We start from the raw sequence: 18,420 nt of genomic DNA on the forward strand, positions 1-18,420 counted from the left end.
TGGGTTCTGTTAGTTCTCGTTAGTTTCTACAGAAGCATTGGTTTTAGATTCGGCAGCTTTAATTTTAGCTAGCTCGGTTTTGGCTTCTGCTACTAACTCCGTATACTCGCTAAAATTAGCTATTACACTATCTAAAATATAGGTTGCTTGATACGCATCTTTTAAAGCATAAAAGTTTTTCGCCATAAGTAACAGACCTTTTGCTCCATATAACTTATATCCCGAATACTCTTTAGCTAGTTTTTGCACGGTACTATTGGATGCTTCAAAATTTCCTGCCTTATGTTTAAAATACGCATCGTAGTATAAGGCTTCGGCAGCAAGTTGTCCCGTTGCAATTTTACTCACTTCAGCATATGCGGTCTTTGCTTTGCCTTCATCTCCAGTTTTCATGGCAGATCGAGCAATTATAACTTGTGCATCACTTTTTATACTATTATCGATCTTCGTGTTTTGCAATACTTTATCGGCATAGGTTACTGCTTCTGCATATTTTTTTAGCTCGTAACTAGCTTTCATACTATTGGTCTGAGCGAAAATAATATTCTGTGGAAAATCTGCTTCTACTTCTAAACGCTTCAGATAGCCGAGGGCCTTATTATAGTTTTTCTCTGCGAGATATACTTCAGAAATACGGGCGAGCGCCTGTTCACTAAATTCACTTCGCTCTTTCGAAACTACATATTCATAATGCGGTGTCGCTTTGCTATTATCACTTTTAGCAAAATACAATTGTCCTAAATAAAAATGAGCTTGTAACGCATGCTGACCATTTGGAAATTCATTCAGATACTTCTCAAAACGGGTGATGGCCTGCCCACTTTTGTTTTCAAGATAAGGCTGTTCGGCTGCCTGATAAGTGGCATCATCGAGTTCGCTGTCTTCCACAGAAACAAAATCGAGTCCTTTTACCCAACTTGCATACGCATCTACCTGTCCCTGGTCGATATAGATAATCTTAGCTGAAGCTACTGCCTGCATAGCTTCTGGAGTAGAAGGAAATTCGCTTGCAACCCTCTTAAAGAGTGCCAATGCTTCTGCGCTTCGCCCGGTGTTATCGTACAGCAATGCTTTTTTCATGAGGGCTTTAGAAGTAAAGCTACTGTTCGCATGTTCCCGAAAGAGTCTGTCATAAGTTTTAAGTGCTTCATTAGTGTTGTTTTGCGCGACGTAGGTATTTCCTAATTCGTACAATGCATCATCCCGGTATACCGATTTGGTATATTTTGATATAAATGCATTTAGTTCTTTAATTTTTGTTTCGGTTCTGTCTACAAATCCGTAACTAATGGCTTTCTGAAATTGCGCATAATCGTTCTGCCCGCTTCCACTCTCGATCGCTGCATTGTAATTTTCCATCGCAGGCCAGTACTGACTCGTCACAAAATAACTATCGCCTAAACGCAATAAAGCATCTTTTTTACGAGCTCCTTCTGCATTACTAGAGGAGACATATTGCTTAAAATAGGTGATCGCTTCTGGATAGTTTTTTTGCTTAAAATAATTGTAACCCACATTGTAACTGCTATTATTATATTCAGGGGTAGCCTTAGCACCTGGGAGTTGTAAAAATTGTTTGTAACCGATTCCAGCTTCATCAAAATTATTCAGAAGAAAATCACTTTCAGCTTTCCAATAGGTAGCTCTTGCTGTGAAAGCAGGGTCTCTCGGTTCTTTTAATGATTTATTAAAATGATCAATGGCATCTTGATAGACTCCTTCATTATATAGTTCAAGTCCATAGAAAAATGTCACTTTTTGATACGCTAATTTGTTTTCAAACGATTTATTATTTTCCAATAATTCTATAGCGCCTTTGTAATTTTTGGAGGAAATATAGCTGTCGATTAACAAGTCACGAAGCAAATCGTTGTTCTTATTATCGGGGTATTGTTCTATAAAAGAAACAAGTACTTGTGGTGCACCTTCGTAACTGTTTCCAATTTCGTAACTTAACTTAGCGTAATTAAGAAATGAATCTTCTTTAATTTCAGCGCTAAAATCCATTTCAGAAGCATTTTTAAACGCATTTAAAGCTTGTTGTTTCTGGTCGAGTTTTAAATACGATTCTGCTAAATGATAGTATGCATTTTGTGCCACCGAATTGTTCCCATCAATAATCTTATTAAACTCATTAATGGCATTTTGATACTGCCCTTGTTTGTAATATGCATATCCTAACTGATAATAATCGGTGTTGTTCCATTTGCCGCGTTTCCCCTGATACTCCTTTAAATATGGAATGGCAGCAGCATATTCTTCAAGGTTAAAATAACTTTCTCCAATAATTTTGGAGAGCTCACTTTTCTCTTGAGGATTCGAACTATCGTATTGTTCTTTCCCCATATTTATTGCCTCTTGAAACTTTCCCAATTTAAAGTTCATATCTGCTTGGTAATAAGACAATCCCTCTGCGTAGCGGTCTTCTTCCTTTACCTCTTCAAACAACTCGTTTGCCTCTTCGTATTCATCTCCTTCATAGGCGATAAATCCAAGGTAGTATTTTGCTTGCGATCCGTATTTTTCTGAAGTAGAAACTTTATTAAAATATTTTTTAGCTTCGTTGAATCGCTTGTTTTTGAAATAGGCATAGCCATTATTAAAATTGAATCGGTCTCGTTCACTTCTTGGCAAACTTTGTTCGTCTACTTTATCATACCATTTTCGGGCATACGAATATTTACCATTTTCAAAATAATAATTCGCGACGTCTATAAAAGCTGCATTTCGCTTAATATTTGTTGGATAATTAGTCACAAAATCTTCCATTAACTGGTCGGCATTTTGCTGATTTAAACGTACGGCACAATTTGCGATGTAGTATGCACAATCCCCCTCAAGGGTGTCGTCGTTAAGCTCTGCCTTCACGCTAGTAAACAAACTTTGCGCAGCGAGAAATTGATCGTTCTTATACAATTGCAACGCTTTATTGTACTCAACAAGGTCGTTGGTATAGGTAGCAGATTGTTGTGAAAATGCAGGAAAAGAGATAAGCAGGAAAAGGGAAGCGATTATGAGGTTTCTAAGCATTAGTTTCAGTTTTGTTTTAATTGTCAAAAATAAGTCAATTTGTTAAATTGATAACGTAATAAAACAGGGATAAGTATGTTTTCTTCGGAAGAGATTTCAGTAGTAAAAGAATGCTTTCAGAAATTCATGTATATTTATAAAAATCAAGTGATATAATTTAAACAGTATGAAGCCACTACTTCTCCTCGCACTATTTTTGTGTTCTGTTACGGCAACGGCACAACAATTTAAAAATCTTATAGAATCCAACGGAAAAATTGGAATTGGGACCGAAAAACCCGATGCCTTACTTACCGTAAAAGGAAACATACATACCCAAGAAGTTTTAGTAGATTTAAATGGAGCAGTTGCCCCCGATTATGTTTTTGAAACCTATTACGATGGAAACTCTATTCTGAAACCAAGCTATCGTTTTATAACACTTTCTGAAACTGAAGCATTTATAACTAAACACCACCATTTACCGGGCATTCCTTCGGCTGAAGTTCTTTCTGAAGAAGGACTAGAACTAAAAAAAATGAATCTATTACTATTGGAAAAAATTGAAGAATTAACGCTACACACCCTAGCACAGCAACACGCTATTGAAACCTTACAAAAAGAGTTAAAAGCCTTACAAGCTCAGCATCATGAGTAAACGCCTGTTTCTTTTCTTTTTTATTAGTGTTCATCTCCAGCTTTTAAGTCAGCAGGCAGACGAAGAACGCTATTATTTCCACACCAATATCGCTGATGCAGCTTCGTTAACAATCAAAGACAACAACGACGGAACGCTTAAAATAAAAAATAGGAGAAACACTATAGAAACAAAAATCTATGAGAAATTCACCGTATTTTCTTTTGAAAAAGCATTTCCAACAACCCGTAACAAAATGTTACAAAGCGTCTATTCGATAGTAACGAATGATGTAGGATTGTTGAGTCAACTAAAGCATAATTTCCCTGAAAAATACACTCGCATCGATCAATTCTACCCCAATGAAAATTCGTATTACCCTAACGATTACGGAGAAACCAGTCCGAATAAAAATCTCGGAGTAGCACTAAAATTACACGACCTTGATCTCATCGATGCCCCAGGAGCGTGGGGTATTACGAAAGGATCGAAAAAAGTAGTCATCGGAATTTCCGACGGAAAGGTAGACAGCACCTCAGCCGACATTAAAGGAAGAGTGAGCAATTATTTAAAATATTTTAATAATACAAAAGGGAATGTGTGTGCTCATGGCACGAATGTTACTGCCATAGCTGCTGGTAATTCAGATAATGCTCATGGGCGTCCTGGCTTATGCTCAGGATGCGACGTAATTACCAATGGGTATGGCTCATTTAAATATGTAGAAGAACTTGTTGCTGCTGGAGCTAAGGTGATTAATACAAGTTGGGTGACCTGTGGTATGGGGCCCTATCATGAAAATATTGAAGCGCGAATCGATGAATTCTATGAGGACGGAATTATAATAGTTGCTAGTGCGGGGAATGGAAAAGACTGTAATAAAGAGGATGATTATGGATCTGACGACTATGGGTATCCCGCGTCTTTTGAAAAAGTACTATCGGTCACGGGGGTGTATGCCGCTAATGAAAATCCATCGGACAGCCTTTTTATCGGCAAAGAAGGAAAACGGGCGACCACTCACTTAAAAGACAGACACATTCGTGAATTAGCCGTTGGAGATGACGGAAAGTTACATGCAAAGTACTGGAAATGGGCCATGCAATTCAACGAGTCGGTCGATATTTGCGCTCCTATTGAGACGTACCTTGCTGGCGATGCTGTTTGTGGCGAAAAGAAACCAACCAGTTATGGAGGCGCAACTTCTACAGCTGCCCCGTATATCACAGGGGTTATCGGATTAATGTGGTCTGCTAATTACTGTTTAAGTTCGTACGAAATAGAAAGCATTTTAAAACTAACATCAGCTCCGATAGATCATTTACAAGGAAACGAACGCTTTGCAGGAAAGTTAGGTTCTGGACGGGTTAATGCACACGAGGCAGTAAAAATGGCAAGAGACCTTACCCTTCCAGAAGGTAGGGTTTTAATCAGCGGACGCGACTTTTCACGCTTTCATTTTGAACTGAAGCAGGCTCCTAACAACATTAGAATTCAAAATCAGGTGTTTCGTGATTCAGCAACGGTAGCATTTAATGCTAAACGAGCCATTCAATTAAAACCGGGTACCCATCTAAAACCCGATCGAAGTGGATATGTTTCACTAAAAATTGATCCTGAAATCGTGTATACAGAATGCTTTCCAAAGCCCGTAAAAAAGTATCCCAGTGTTTACCCCGAACGGAAATCGGCACCCCGAACATCCACAAAAACACCAGCTTCCAAACAAAAAATCAGTTCAACCCTACGTGTTGCTAAAGAAAAAAAATTATTTCGAACTACTATAGATCGTTCTTTAAAATCTATTGTTATAAGCCCTTCAGAAACCGTTACACAAGCATTTGTAGTGAAAATTTTCACTAAAGACAATACGTTATATTATTCTCAAGAATTCGATTCAAAACGTATTGCGACAATTCCGTACCAATCGTTTACTGAAACATCGGTGGTAGTAAGAATTACTTCCGAAGGAATTTCAGAAACACATACACTAAATATTACCCCGTAGCCGTTGTTGTAAAACCATCTCTTTTCTTACTTTTACAACAAATCTAAAACTATGTCGCAACCTGTTCTGTCTTTAAGTAATGCATCTATTTTTCAGAGGGAAAATTTAATTCTTTCTGAAGTAACGGTTTCCGTAGAAAAAGGCGAATTTGTATACCTCATCGGAAAGACCGGAACAGGAAAAAGTAGTTTTATGAAAACGCTGTACGGCGATCTACCACTTCAGAAAGGAGAAGGAACAATCGTCGGTTATGATCTACCTACGCTGAAGGAAAAAGACATCCCTTTTTTACGTAGAAAATTGGGGGTCGTATTTCAGGATTTTAAACTTCTCAACGATCGTACAGTAAAAGACAACCTTGCCTTTGTGCTTACAGCTACCGGCTGGAAAGACAAAAAAGAAATGGATGCCCGCATCGATGCAGTACTTGATAAGGTTGCTATGAAAACCAAGAGTTTTAAATATCCTTATCAACTTTCTGGAGGAGAACAACAACGTGTTGCTATTGCCAGAGCTCTCTTAAACGATCCCGAATTAATACTTGCCGATGAACCTACAGGAAACCTCGATCCACAAACTAGCGTTGAAGTCATGGAGGTATTGCAAGAAATTAATAAGAACGGAAACACCATTTTAATGGCCACGCACGATTACGCATTGCTTTTAAAATACCCTTCTAAAACACTAAAATGTGATGAAAATCAGATTTTTGAAGTGGTTCAGAAAACGGTATAATCACATTAGAAAAAAGGAAAATATTCTATTCGTCAATATTACTTATACATTATTCCTTTTTTTCTCCCTTTTTATACACATGTGGATTCTCTTTAATTCCTTTCTTAAAAACCTTTCGAATACCCATTCGAATAGAAGCATCCAGTTTTAATACGGTATCTTTTAATGTATCACCGGGTCTGGCCCTAAAAGAGGTTACATGGAACCGATCTTCTTTTCGTAACGGACTTTCAGCAAAATAATAATTAGAAATACAGCAGCGTTCTCCATTGATTACTACGGGGCTTACGCTATGCCAAGACTTCTGGTGCGTGGCCATGACTGCCAATCGATTAAAACGACTGTGTATGGTCACTGGGTCATTTTCTAGTCCGTTGGGCCATACCTCCAAATGTCCACCGCCATCATCAGGCCAATTGGGTGTTACGTAATACAACAGATTAAAAACGCGCCATTTATTTCGGTCTTTATCGTGGGAGTTATCAAGGTGCGGATTTAAAAAATTATCTTTTGCCATGAGTGAAAGACCTCCCGCGTATAAGTTTTCATCAGGCTCTAGTTGGTCTGTTCCACAGATCTCACCAATAAGCTGAACGATTCGCTCGTCTTGAAATGCATAGATCACTTTTTCGAGCAACGGATTGTATTGATCCATCTGTGCAGCAACATGTTTGTATTCCCGTAAGCTCTTCTTTAAATTCATATCCTCTTTCTTGGGAAACACACGGCTTATCTCAAGCGCAAGCTCTTCTGGCAATACTTCATCGATATAAAAATTCCCAATTCCATCGACCGTATTTTTATACCGCATCGACAAGGCTTCTTTCTCTTCAAGAATACGATTAAATATAAGTGTAGAAATATCTTTTGTGTCCATAAGAAAGCATTGTTTCAAAGGATGAAATTACTATTTAAAAATTGAAACCGGAATTTAAATACCTAAAAAATGTATTTTTACACTTAACAATTTCAACCATGCTCTCGATTTTAATACCCACATATAATTACGCTATCGATCAATTGGTGCAAACCATTTGGAAACAAGCCGAATCCCTATCAGAACCTTTCGAGATCATTGTTTTGGAGGATAATTCGAACGATGAGGAAACTCTTCAGAAAAATAAATCGATTACCAAATTAAGCAATTGTCATTACTACTTAAATAAAGAAAATTTGGGGCGAACTGCTTCTCGAAACATGCTTGCGAAACGCGCGAAGTACGATTGGTTGCTTTTTTTAGATGCCGATGTACTGCCCGTAAGCGACACCTTCATTCAAAAGTATATGGCAAACGATCTTTCTAAGATCAAAGTCGCTTACGGTGGAGTTGCTTATTACAACACGCCTCCCGAAAAAGATAAAATGCTTCGATATCGCTACGGAATGCAACGAGAAGCAAAGTCTGTTGATGAACGATTAAAGGATCCGTATTCAATAATATCACAGAATTTACTAATCGATAAACGAACTTTTGAAGCAGTAAATATAGAAGAAAAAAATGCCTACGGATTAGACATTTTGTTTTCATACAATTTGAAAAAAAGAGAAATTCCGGTACTTCATATCGATAATCCAGTCTATCATTTAGGATTAGAAACAGCTCAGGTGTTTTTAGAAAAATCATTAAAATCCATTGAGACAACTTTTTATTTAGAACAGCAACACCTTATTTCAGAGGACACCCGGCCTGTACAAAAAGCATTTTTAAAGCTAAAGAAATACCATGCGATCTCTATTTTTAAAAATATGGTGAGGCGTTTAGAAAAGAGCATGGTTAAAAACCTTACTTCAAAAAAACCCTCTTTGGTACAATTCGATATGTATCGCTTATATCATTATATAAAACTGAAAGCCAATGCCTGAGTTTTCAGTCGTTATATCGGTTTATAATAAGGAAGCACATATTGCAAAAACGCTTCAAAGTGTTTTGGCGCAGACCATTCAGGATTTTGAGATCGTAATTTTAAACGATGGCTCCACCGATACGAGCGAAGCAGCCATAAGGCCTTTTTTAACAGATTCCCGCATTCGATATTATTCCGAAGAAAACAAAGGTGCCGGTGCTGGAAGAAATTACGTGATTAAAAAAGCAAAAGGCAACTACATAGCACTACTCGATGCCGATGATATTTGGTATCCTTTTTATCTCGAGGAACAACAACGAGCGATTAAAAAGTTTCCGAAGGAATCTGTATTCGCTACTGCTAGTGAAATTCAGAAAAAAACCCGGCGCTTTCCAAGAACGTATTCTATCACACCAATCGAGGATAAAATCCTGAAAGTTGATTATTTCAACGCAAGTTTTTTAGATTCGATCCTACAAAGTTCTACTACGGTAGTAAAAAAACAGGTTTTTGAAACTGTAGGATATTACGATCCTACCATTAAAAGCGGACAAGACACCGACCTGTATGTTCGTATTGGATTGCAGTACAACATTATTTTTAATCCAAAGGTTTGTGTCTTGTACATCGTGCACGCTGATAGTTTATTCCGGTCGGTTACAAAGGTGAGTGAACGCCCCGATTTTAAAGCATACGAGATACAAGAAAAAACCAACTCCGCACTTAAAAAGTTTCTTGATCTTAATCGGTATTCCTTGTGTTTACTCGCCCGATTGGAAGGAAATAGCAAAGCTTTTTACGAGTTCTATAAAAAGATCGATTTAGAAAATCTTACAAAAAGACAGCGTTTCTTATTACGGCAGCGCAGACCTGTTTTAAAAGCGTTGTTAAAAACAAAAGAACGTCTTTCTTATTATGGTTTACGATTAAGCGCCTACAAATGATTTAAAGTCGGAATACTGTCGTATGTAATCTTCTTCAAGAAACTCTCCCGAAGACAATACCAAACAGATCGCTCCCGATGAGAAATCGGATAGTTCGCGCCAAATTCCAGTAGGAATAAGCAGTCCTTTGTAGGGCTTGTTCAATGTAACCGTTTTGGTTTCTTTTCCATTATCTAAGACCACATTAAAGCTTCCGCTTAAGGCAATAAGAAATTCGCTTTGTTCTTTGTGCGCATGTCCTCCACGAAACGCATCGGTAGGAACATCGTACAGGTAATATACCCGCTTGATTGCATAAGGCAATAATTCCTTTTCAATAACCGAAAGATTCCCTCTGGGGTCACTAATTTTCGGAATGTCTAACAAATCGATACTATTCAGGTCGGTGTACTTCATCTTGTAATAATTGGTTCCATTGTTCGGCGATCGCTTTCATCGAAAACTGTGATACCGAAGCAGCTGCTTCATGTTTGCATTGCACATAAAGTCGTTCATTTTTAAACAACAGTCGCATGGCTTCAGAAAATAAAGGTACTTCTCTTTTTTCAACCAGCAAACCATTTTTACGATGGGTAATCACTTCTGAAGGTCCCGACGGAATATCTAACGAAACAACAGGAGTTCCTAAAGATAACGATTCGACAAGCACCATTGGAAAACCTTCATAATGACTGGTCAATGTTACAAAACGCGCATTCGCAATATACCCGAACGGCTCACTTGTAAATGGATGAAACTGTACCAACTTATTACAAGGAAGCGATTGGACTAATCTTTTAAGCTTGGCTTCATCTTTTCCTTCCCCTAAAATCACCAGTACAATACCTTTTTTCCAAAGTCCAGAGTGGTTAAATGAATGTATCAAAAATTGAAAATCTTTAATATCATCGTTTAACCGACCGTAAGAAAGTATGTATTGTTTGTCATTTAATTCTGAAGGTAATACATGCGCATGTTCAGCCCATGAAGGATTATACGCATTATGAATAACGTGCGAATTTGTAATTTTTCTATTTTCTAGAATATGTTTCTGAATGTATTCTGAAACTGCCACCGTCGCCACATTTCTGTTATAAATTCGCGCCATGGCTGAAGGTTTTTCAGTAAGATAATTAGTTAATTTCGAACTGTGCACCACATAGATTTTGGGGATTCCGGCATACACCCAACGTTTGTAGTAGCGTTCTCTTGGCAACGAATTTTTTACCCGATGATCTATAATAACATCAAAGTCTTGAGCCGATAAATATTTTCTAAGTTTTCTAAAACGACGAATGCGTCCAAACTGCGATTCTCTTTCCTTTTTAAATTTTCCGAGATTAAAAAGCGTTCCCTCAAATGGGTAATCAACGGCATCTGTAAGCACAACCACATGAACCTCATGACCTTTTGCAGTTAACATTTGCGACAGCATCGCTACCGAACGTTCGGCTCCTCCTTTTGCCAAAGAAATAGCAACCAGACAAATTTTAAATTTTCGATTCGTCACTCCCTGCGTCATCAATAAATGGTATTTTTGAAATGATCTCTCCAAAGATACTATAAATATGAAGATACTCTTAGTAGGCGAATACAGTAGGTTACACAATTCTTTACAGGAAGGGTTGCGACAATTGGGACATGAGGTAACGCTCATCGCTACTGGAGATTTCTTTAAGAATTATCCGGCAGATATCAAGTTAGAACGAACATTCGATCAAGGCATTTCAAAAAAATTGAAAGTAGGTTTGTATACGTTCTTCGGAATAGATCTTACAGCACTTTCCATCAAACGGCAATTTTTTCAACATCAGGAAAAACTGAAAGATTTCGATGTCGTACAGCTTATTAATGAAAGTCCGTTTGCCACCACTCCCAACGTGGAACAAACGATTATTTCATTTCTGAAGCAACACAACCGTAAACTATTTTTACTTTCCTGCGGGACCGATCACCTAAGCGTTTCGTACGCATTAAGCGATGCCTTACCCTACTCCATCTTACAAGGGTATAAAAACGGAACAGTCTCTAAAGAACGGTACAAATACATTTTAAAATACACCTGGCCAGAATATAAAAAACTTCATGAATTTGTGTTTACTAATGTGGAGGGCATCATTGCTTCCGATATGGATTACCACCTTCCGTTAGCAGGGCATCCTAAATATTACGGACTTATTCCAAATCCTGTGAATCTTACAAAGCTTCCGTATCTCGAGATGCCTTCAGAAGGACCCATTGTTATTTTTCTGGGCATCAACCGGAATAATTATCATTTTAAAGGCATTCGTTACTTTGAAGAGGCTTTAGAACTTCTTCAGAAAAAACATTCCGAAGCCATAGAAATAAAGGTCGTTGAAAATGTTCCGTATGCTGAATATATTGAAACGTACAACCGTGCGCATATTGTGTTAGATCAAGTATACTCGTACGATCAAGGGTACAATGCGTTGGAAGCTATGGCGAAAGGAAAGGTGGTTTTTACCGGAGCTGAAACTGAATTTTACGACTTTTACAACCTACAAGATCAGGTGGCTGTAAATGCAGTTCCGGACGCTTTAAAAATTGCCGAAGCTCTTTCGGATCTTATTGAGAATCGGAGTAAAATTAAGACTATTTCAAAAAATGCCCGTGCTTTTGTAGAAAAGCATCACGATTATATTGAAGTTGCGAAACAGTACCTTCGCGTTTGGAATGGAGAAGAGCACTAAATATTAAAATTACCTACGCAAGTTTTTCTTCTTTCTTTTTCTTCTTCCGAAAATACCGCATCACTAACAATAGTACAACCAAAAAGTACAGCACGTATCTTATAAAATGCGCTATGACAACCCCTTCCACTCCGTAAACAGGCAGTAGAAAGTAGGATAATACATAGAAAAGAGCAAGTGAGAATAATTCTGTAAAAATGAAATTTAGCACCATTTTCTTCGCTAAGAATTGATGTGCCAATACCAAGGAAGCCAACCGTACAAAATCCCCCAGCAATTGCCATTTAAACAACGGATTCATTTCATCAAAATCGATAAAAACATAGTCAATAAAAAGTTGTCTGGCAAAATAGATCACGAGCATCCCTACTCCAAATAAAGGCAATAAGGTTTTGTAAATATTAAGTACTTCTTTGGTGAAATCTGATTTTGTATAAATTCCGGCAAACTTCGGAATCACATATAGATTAAACAATGCCGCAGCAAACACCATGTAGTTTTTAGACAAGGTCGTCATACCCGTCCAAATACCTGCTTCGGTTTCACTTACTTTATTGGTAATAAAATTCCGAATCTCGATCTCTACCTGATTAAGTAATAAGGTTGACACAAAAGACATCGCAGTAAACGCTAATAATTGTTTTGCGAATGGAATTTTAAAATTTAGTTTCGAGAACTGAACATACTCTCGCAACACTCGTACAAAAATATACAACAATACAACCACCTGAATAACCGGCGCAAGTGCGATCGCAATCAAGGCACCGTCCAACTCATTTTTATACAACAAGAAAAGCGTAAGTCCTGCGGAAAGCAAATACGCGAACAATTCAATTTTAGCAAAACTCTTGTACTTCGAGAGTCCGTTGACCACCCCATTAAATACCCGCTGAATGCTGATAAACGGAACGATAACCGCCAATAACTTTAACACATAGGCATATTCGGTATCGTAGAAATAATACGTGCTTAACTGCTCAGCACCAAAAAATAACACCACAAAGGCGATAACACTTCCTACAATGGTAAATACAAACGTTGTTGAAAATAATTTCTGAAGTTGTTCCTTATCTTCTTTATATTCTGACACGTATTTTACAATGCCCGTAAAAACTCCTAAAGAAGTAAATGATGATAATTGCGACAATAAATTACGCAGCGAACCAATTTTAGCATATCCCGCTTTTCCAACGATCTCGGTTAATTCCCGTTGTAAAAAAAACGCCACAAACAAACGTACTACGATGACGCCCGCGTTAAGCGAGGTCATTTTTAAAAGCAGGTTTCCACGTATGGCCTTTGGGATTTTCAACAGCTGTTATTTACTTTTGGTTTGGTATTTATCTTTTTTAGGAGTCAACTCTGCAATACTACTGTCCGTCTGAGCATGTCGTTGACTTCTTAATTTATTGCCCACTTCGACAGGCTCAGTGTGACGTTATCGTTCCTTATTGACCTCATCAATCGTACACTATTCTTTCTTCTTATTATTCTCACAACTATGAAATTCTACTGTCAGTCTGAGCGGGTCGAAGACTTTCAATTATCATCTTCACACAACACACTTCGACAGGCTCAGTGTGACGTTATCGTTTCATATTGTCCACTTCACTACTATTATGTTCGTTCATCATTTTATTCTCACAACTCTGCAATACTACTGTCCGTCTGAGCATGTCGAAGACTTTCCATTTATCATCTTCCCACAACACACTTCGACAGGCTCAGTGTGACGTTATCGTTCCTTATTGACCTCATCAATTGTACACTATTCTTTCCTCTTATTATTCTCACAACTATGAAATGCTACTATCTTGTCTGAGCGTGTCGAAGATTTTCAATTTATCATCTTCACACAACACACTTCGACTGGCTCAGTGTGACATTTTGCCTACAAATTGGCTTTTTTCGTGAATTTCATTTTAGTTCGTTTTATATCCATTCAACACCGAAATCACCTTTGTGACGGCTTTATCATCCATTACCGGACTTATAGGGATGCTCACGATCTCCCGATGAATTTTCTCTGTCGTTGGGAATTTCAGCTCCTTATATGCTGAAAAAGCTTCCTGCTGGTGCGGTGGAATTGGATAATGAATGAGTGTCCCTATTTTATTTTCTTTTAAATATTCCACAAAATGTTCCCTGTTAGCGACCATTACAACAAACAGATGAAACACATGATTTAATTTTCCTTTATACTTCGGAAGCCTGATACTTATATTATTTACTTCTGAAAGATACCGTTTAGCGATGGTTCTTCGTTTTTCATTATCAGCATCAAGTTCGGGTAGTTTGCAATTTAGGAAGGTGGCTTGTAGTTCATCCAGACGTGAATTAAATCCCGGCAACTCATTGACGTATTTTGAAGACGTTCCATAATTACGAAGCTTTCGCACTACTGAAGCTAATTCACTATCGTTCGTGGTAACAGCACCTCCATCTCCTAAAGCTCCTAAATTCTTTGTGGGATAAAAACTATGTCCTGCGGCATCTCCCAAATTCCCCGAACGGTTTCCGTCGGCTTGTGTGGCACCATGACTTTGTGCGGCATCTTCAATAACGAGCAGATTGTGTTTTTGGGCGATTTTAAAAATGGAGTTCATAGGAGCCAGTTCTCCGTATAAATGTACGGGCATGATCCCCTTTGTTCGTGGGGTTATTGATGAAATTAATTGCGAGATATTAAAGTTGAAATCTTTTAGATCTGCTTCTACTAAAACAGGAACTAACCCTGCTTGTCTAATGGCTAATAAGGTTGCGATGTAGGTGTTTGAAGCGACTAAAACCTCATCTCCATTGTTCAGCTTACCAAGCACTTTGTATCCTTCCAGAATAAGTCGCAAGGCATCGAGTCCGTTCCCTACTCCAATGCAATATTTAGTACCGCAATACATGGCATACGCTTGTTCGAATGCTTTTACTTCGTTCCCTAGAATATAATATCCCGAATCTAGAAACTGCTGGAATCGTTCCTGAAACTGTGCTTCAAAACGGTGATTGATCGCTTTCAGGTCTAAGAATGGGATCATATAAAAATATCTTCGAGGTTCGTATAATTTGCGGTATCTACTACATATGTTTCATGCACCACACTACGAGCACCAAAACATTCTTTCCAGTACAACAATCCTTCATTTACTTTTGTTCCCGCTGCTTCATTAGAAGTTCCGAAATCGAAATACGGTTTACTTCGAAAACGGTCATTCAGAAGATAGTCAAACAGAAAATCGAGACTTCCTAGGGTTTGTTTATCGGCATTGGCAGAAATATACTGTGCGTGTGCGACGTGTTTTGTTTCAAAAATAGTTGCTCCCGCTACAATCTTGTCATCTTTCATTACATTAAACTGCCATATATGCTCGGGGAAATTCCCTGCAAGCATCGTAATCTCTTTGGCTGAATGAACCGGCGCTGCATCGTGTCGTTGTGCTAGATTAGGAATTAATATTTCGTTCCAAAATGGGGTGAAATTAGTTCCTTCAGAAATAGTTAATCCGTGGCGTTCTGCTTTTCGAACTCCTTCCGTACGGTTCGATTGAATTTTAAACGGCATTCGGAGATCGATGGTGCTCGAAACATCAACCCGAGTTCGAACTGCTTCCGTTAGTTGTAAAAGATAAGGTAATTCACCTCCCGGAATAGAATGATATATGTTTGGTAGAAGTTTTAAATGTAATTTTTTAATTCCTTCCGAAGCCAGATACTGCAATACAGCTTTAAACACTTCCGAAGTATCTTTCATTTTTAGTTTTGCTGAAAATACCAGTCCGCCGTAAGTAAGTCCTTGATGGGAATGCAGCTCCCCATTGTTCAAATTGGCTGGCAATACCGCCACTAATTTACCTCCTTTAAACACGAGCAGTGAATGGTCTGTAAACCGATCGCTGTGGTATTCCATAAAATTCCTGTGAAACAAAAAAGTGGCATTCTTTGCCGACGCAATGCATTGATTCCACGGACCTTCATACTGTGCGGTGTACCTAGCGACAGCAAATACAGAAGGAGTGGTATGTTTCTTTTCGGTTTTCAACTAAATGGATGGTTCTAAAAGTGCTGTAAAACTAAAATTATTTTTACTTTTATCGGGTGCAATTGCATATTTAATCTACTAATATTTGGGGACCTCGTTTTTAAAAAGTACTGGCATAACTACCAAAGAAACGTATGGAGTCGTTGCTTTATTTTTTGTACTAACGATTTACTTTATACTACAACCTCCCATTTATTCTCCAGACACCTACAGCTATTTTAATGCGATCATTTTTAGGTATCCTGGTTATGTGATCTTTTTACGTGGACTCGAAGTTGTTTTTAAAGGATACTTCGATGTGGTTGCGGTTGCGTGTCAATTGGTTTTAGGATGGATTGCAGTATTTACACTTTATCGAAACTGTAGCTCGATTTTTTCTTTGATATTATGGCAACGATTGTTTTTGGTTGCACTGCTTATCGTTCCCTATTTCCCCCCGCTTTCTATAGGGAATAACTTGGCAAGTGAAGGGATTTCGTATCCGTTATATTTATTACTTATGTCTTTTTCGTTCGACATGTTGTTTATCGGAAAATATAAAAGAATACTCCATTTTTCGATCGTCTTTTTAACGCTCACATTGACCCGCGGACAATTTATCGTGGTATCGCTTATTCTCGCATTTGCACTTATTTTAAAAGAACGCAATCAAGGTTTTAAAAAGAAGCACGTTGTTTATCTATTCATTTTATTGGCACTTCCCGTGATCTCAAAAATAGCAGACAGTACTTACAGGAAGGCGGTGCATGGATTTTTTGTAGCTACACCTTTCAGCTATTCGAATGCGTTGACGCTTCCGTTGTATGTTTCTAAAGCTTCCGATAGCAGTAAAATTGAAAATAAAGATTACCGAAATTTGTTTGTAGCATCTTATAAAACATTGGATAGTTTGGGATTAACCAGCAGACATGTGGACGGAAGTGCTTCAGAAAAATACAAACCATTTCATGAAAATGTTCCCATCATTTTTAATCAGAATTACCATAAAAAAGGAGGGGCTTATTTTCTGAAAAAAGACAGCATTCCCGACGGAAACATTCTTTCGGTTGAAGCTGCCAGCAAAACTTTATTACCCATTCTCATAAAAAACAACCCTACCGAATATCGCAACTTATATTTCGCCGGAATGATCCACGGGTTTAAATCGGTTGTGATTTTAATCTTTGTTGTATTGCTCGTATTCTACAGCTTGTGGGAAACTTTCAGAAATTTTACGCGCTCTAACGGATTATTGTTATTTTCGTCGCTGTTACTGCTTTCGAATAGTATGCTTGTGGCATTTGCCTCACACTCGATCGCACGGTACTTATTTTACAATTACTTTTTTGCGCTATTAATAGGAATTGTATTGTTCCGAAAAATCACTAAAAAAATATGAAACCCGAACTTTCTGTTGTTATGCCGTGTTTAAATGAAGCTGAAACGCTCGCTGTCTGCATTCAAAAAGCACAGGGATTCTTTGAACGTGAACAGGTAAAAGGAGAAGTTGTAATTGCCGATAATGGCAGCACCGATGGCTCGCAGAAGATCGCAAGAGATTTGGGTGCACGCGTAGTGAATGTACCGGAAAAAGGCTACGGAAATGCCCTTATTGGAGGTATAAAAGCTGCCGAAGGAACCTATTGCATGATGGGCGATGCCGATGATAGTTACGATTTTAGCAACATGATGCCGTATCTTGAAAAACTACGCGAAGGGTACGATCTGGTAATGGGAAACCGATTTAAAGGCGGAATTAAAAAAGGAGCGATGCCGTTTTTACACCGCTATCTAGGAAATCCGGTCTTGTCATTTATCGGAAGACTTTTCTTTAACAGTCCGATCGGGGATTTTCATTGCGGGCTCCGTGGTTTCAGTAAAGAAGCCTTTTATAAAATGGACCTGAAGACCACTGGAATGGAATTTGCTTCCGAAATGATTGTAAGTTCTAGTCTTAAAAACTTGAAGATCGCCGAAGTTCCTACCATACTTTCACCCGACGGTCGATCGCGCCCTCCTCACTTAAATACGTGGCGCGACGGCTGGAGACATCTTCGGTTTTTATTGTTGTACAGTCCGCAGTGGTTGTTCTTAATTCCAGGGCTGTTTTTAATGATCCTTGGGGGTGTTGTAAGTATAGCTTTATTAACCGGTCCCATAACTATTGGAAACACTACCTTCGATGTGCATACTCTGCTATTTGCCGCAGGATTTTTACTCATCGGATTTCAATTTGTGCTGTTCTACGGTCTCACAAAAGTCTTTACGGTAGAAAACGGACTGCTGCCTAAATCGAATAAATACGATCGGTTGTTTAAAAGTATTACAATGGAAAAAGGCCTTATCGTTGGGGCGATTTTAGTGTTCATAGGAGTGGGCCTCAGTCTCTATGCCTATAGCAACTGGCAGGAATTAAATTACGGAGATATAACCAACAACAGTATATTACGGAAAGTTGTACCTGCAATTACCTCGGGTTTACTTGGAGTTCAGATCATTTTATTCAGCTTATTCTTTAGTATCTTAGGACTGAAAAAATAA

15 protein-coding genes are annotated in these 18,420 nt (G+C 38.3%); 8 read left to right on the forward strand and 7 right to left on the reverse strand.

Translation table 11 applies throughout. The annotated features are described in order from the left end of the window. Window positions 1-9 precede the first annotated feature (9 nt). Window positions 10-3,030 carry a tetratricopeptide repeat protein gene (locus ULVI_RS00205; protein ID WP_068588111.1) on the reverse strand — a complete coding sequence of 1,007 codons (3,021 nt, stop codon included), beginning with the start codon at window positions 3,028-3,030 and terminating at the stop codon, window positions 10-12. A gap of 166 nt (window positions 3,031-3,196) precedes the next feature. On the opposite strand from ULVI_RS00205, the gene ULVI_RS00210 reads away from it, so the two are divergent. Genes ULVI_RS00210 through ULVI_RS00220 form a run of 3 tightly spaced genes read left to right on the forward strand, consistent with a single transcriptional unit; the run spans window position 3,197 to window position 6,389 of the window. Beyond that, a complete protein-coding gene (locus tag ULVI_RS00210; RefSeq protein ID WP_068588114.1) occupies window positions 3,197-3,667 on the forward strand; it encodes a tail fiber protein in 471 nt (156 codons plus the stop codon). Continuing rightward, the gene (locus ULVI_RS00215) at window positions 3,660-5,654 is read left to right on the forward strand and encodes a S8 family peptidase (RefSeq protein ID WP_068588117.1); all 1,995 of its coding nucleotides are present in this window, start codon (window positions 3,660-3,662) and stop codon (window positions 5,652-5,654) included. The genes ULVI_RS00210 and ULVI_RS00215 overlap by 8 nt, the downstream gene beginning before the upstream one ends. Window positions 5,655-5,705: 51 nt before the next feature. Beyond that, window positions 5,706-6,389 (forward strand): cell division ATP-binding protein FtsE, encoded by a 684-nt coding sequence (locus tag ULVI_RS00220; RefSeq protein ID WP_068588120.1) that lies wholly within the window; start codon window positions 5,706-5,708, stop codon window positions 6,387-6,389. A 49-nt stretch (window positions 6,390-6,438) separates the two neighbouring features. Here the strand turns inward: ULVI_RS00220 and ULVI_RS00225 are convergent, their stop codons facing one another. Next, a complete protein-coding gene (locus tag ULVI_RS00225) occupies window positions 6,439-7,266 on the reverse strand; it encodes a 2OG-Fe(II) oxygenase (protein WP_068588123.1) in 828 nt (275 codons plus the stop codon). A gap of 98 nt (window positions 7,267-7,364) precedes the next feature. Between ULVI_RS00225 and ULVI_RS00230 the strand changes: the two genes are divergently transcribed. Together ULVI_RS00230 and ULVI_RS00235 are read left to right on the forward strand one after the other, a co-directional pair. Further along, the gene (locus ULVI_RS00230; RefSeq protein WP_068588312.1) at window positions 7,365-8,252 is read left to right on the forward strand and encodes a glycosyltransferase family 2 protein; all 888 of its coding nucleotides are present in this window, start codon (window positions 7,365-7,367) and stop codon (window positions 8,250-8,252) included. Further along, window positions 8,245-9,177 carry a glycosyltransferase family 2 protein gene (locus ULVI_RS00235; protein WP_068588127.1) on the forward strand — a complete coding sequence of 311 codons (933 nt, stop codon included), beginning with the start codon at window positions 8,245-8,247 and terminating at the stop codon, window positions 9,175-9,177. The genes ULVI_RS00230 and ULVI_RS00235 overlap by 8 nt, the downstream gene beginning before the upstream one ends. Here ULVI_RS00235 and ULVI_RS00240 read toward each other — a convergent pair. Together ULVI_RS00240 and ULVI_RS00245 are read right to left on the reverse strand one after the other, a co-directional pair. Continuing rightward, window positions 9,160-9,573 carry a sugar 3,4-ketoisomerase gene (locus tag ULVI_RS00240; RefSeq protein ID WP_068588130.1) on the reverse strand — a complete coding sequence of 138 codons (414 nt, stop codon included), beginning with the start codon at window positions 9,571-9,573 and terminating at the stop codon, window positions 9,160-9,162. The two genes, ULVI_RS00235 and ULVI_RS00240, sit on opposite strands and share 18 nt — an antisense overlap. Continuing rightward, window positions 9,551-10,678, reverse strand: a complete 1,128-nt coding sequence (locus ULVI_RS00245) for a glycosyltransferase (RefSeq protein ID WP_068588132.1) — start codon at window positions 10,676-10,678, stop codon at window positions 9,551-9,553. The genes ULVI_RS00240 and ULVI_RS00245 overlap by 23 nt, the downstream gene beginning before the upstream one ends. Before the next feature lie 46 nt (window positions 10,679-10,724). Here ULVI_RS00245 and ULVI_RS00250 point away from each other — a divergent pair, with 46 nt between their 5' ends. After that, window positions 10,725-11,867, forward strand: a complete 1,143-nt coding sequence (locus tag ULVI_RS00250) for a glycosyltransferase family protein (RefSeq protein ID WP_068588134.1) — start codon at window positions 10,725-10,727, stop codon at window positions 11,865-11,867. A gap of 13 nt (window positions 11,868-11,880) precedes the next feature. Here the strand turns inward: ULVI_RS00250 and ULVI_RS00255 are convergent, their stop codons facing one another. From ULVI_RS00255 to ULVI_RS00265, 3 genes are all read right to left on the reverse strand, one after another. After that, window positions 11,881-13,137 carry an O-antigen translocase gene (locus ULVI_RS00255; protein ID WP_241780934.1) on the reverse strand — a complete coding sequence of 419 codons (1,257 nt, stop codon included), beginning with the start codon at window positions 13,135-13,137 and terminating at the stop codon, window positions 11,881-11,883. A gap of 652 nt (window positions 13,138-13,789) precedes the next feature. Further along, on the reverse strand, window positions 13,790-14,899 hold the full coding sequence (locus tag ULVI_RS00260) for a DegT/DnrJ/EryC1/StrS family aminotransferase (protein ID WP_068588140.1): 1,110 nt from the start codon (window positions 14,897-14,899) through the stop codon (window positions 13,790-13,792). Beyond that, window positions 14,896-15,900 (reverse strand): GNAT family N-acetyltransferase, encoded by a 1,005-nt coding sequence (locus tag ULVI_RS00265; RefSeq protein ID WP_241780935.1) that lies wholly within the window; start codon window positions 15,898-15,900, stop codon window positions 14,896-14,898. The genes ULVI_RS00260 and ULVI_RS00265 overlap by 4 nt, the downstream gene beginning before the upstream one ends. A gap of 85 nt (window positions 15,901-15,985) precedes the next feature. On the opposite strand from ULVI_RS00265, the gene ULVI_RS00270 reads away from it, so the two are divergent. Further along, entirely contained in the window at window positions 15,986-17,278 is a 1,293-nt protein-coding gene (locus tag ULVI_RS00270; RefSeq protein WP_068588143.1) for a hypothetical protein, read from the forward strand. Then, entirely contained in the window at window positions 17,275-18,420 is a 1,146-nt protein-coding gene (locus ULVI_RS00275) for a glycosyltransferase family 2 protein (protein WP_068588146.1), read from the forward strand. The genes ULVI_RS00270 and ULVI_RS00275 overlap by 4 nt, the downstream gene beginning before the upstream one ends.

This window comes from Cochleicola gelatinilyticus, from assembly GCF_001637325.1.
Taxonomy (GTDB): domain Bacteria; phylum Bacteroidota; class Bacteroidia; order Flavobacteriales; family Flavobacteriaceae; genus Cochleicola; species Cochleicola gelatinilyticus.

What these genes read in the sequence shown, in the direction of transcription:
- ULVI_RS00230 (WP_068588312.1), top strand. Translation starts at nt 7,365, where the DNA reads ATGCTCTCGATTTTAATACCCACATATAATTACGCTATCGATCAATTG.
- ULVI_RS00250 (WP_068588134.1), top strand. Translation starts at nt 10,725, where the DNA reads ATGAAGATACTCTTAGTAGGCGAATACAGTAGGTTACACAATTCTTTA.
- ULVI_RS00240 (WP_068588130.1), bottom strand. Translation starts at nt 9,573, where the DNA reads ATGAAGTACACCGACCTGAATAGTATCGATTTGTTAGACATTCCGAAA.
- ULVI_RS00220 (WP_068588120.1), top strand. Translation starts at nt 5,706, where the DNA reads ATGTCGCAACCTGTTCTGTCTTTAAGTAATGCATCTATTTTTCAGAGG.
- ULVI_RS00255 (WP_241780934.1), bottom strand. Translation starts at nt 13,137, where the DNA reads ATGACCTCGCTTAACGCGGGCGTCATCGTAGTACGTTTGTTTGTGGCG.
- ULVI_RS00210 (WP_068588114.1), top strand. Translation starts at nt 3,197, where the DNA reads ATGAAGCCACTACTTCTCCTCGCACTATTTTTGTGTTCTGTTACGGCA.
- ULVI_RS00225 (WP_068588123.1), bottom strand. Translation starts at nt 7,266, where the DNA reads ATGGACACAAAAGATATTTCTACACTTATATTTAATCGTATTCTTGAA.
- ULVI_RS00235 (WP_068588127.1), top strand. Translation starts at nt 8,245, where the DNA reads ATGCCTGAGTTTTCAGTCGTTATATCGGTTTATAATAAGGAAGCACAT.
- ULVI_RS00205 (WP_068588111.1), bottom strand. Translation starts at nt 3,030, where the DNA reads ATGCTTAGAAACCTCATAATCGCTTCCCTTTTCCTGCTTATCTCTTTT.
- ULVI_RS00275 (WP_068588146.1), top strand. Translation starts at nt 17,275, where the DNA reads ATGAAACCCGAACTTTCTGTTGTTATGCCGTGTTTAAATGAAGCTGAA.
- ULVI_RS00260 (WP_068588140.1), bottom strand. Translation starts at nt 14,899, where the DNA reads ATGATCCCATTCTTAGACCTGAAAGCGATCAATCACCGTTTTGAAGCA.
- ULVI_RS00245 (WP_068588132.1), bottom strand. Translation starts at nt 10,678, where the DNA reads ATGACGCAGGGAGTGACGAATCGAAAATTTAAAATTTGTCTGGTTGCT.
- ULVI_RS00215 (WP_068588117.1), top strand. Translation starts at nt 3,660, where the DNA reads ATGAGTAAACGCCTGTTTCTTTTCTTTTTTATTAGTGTTCATCTCCAG.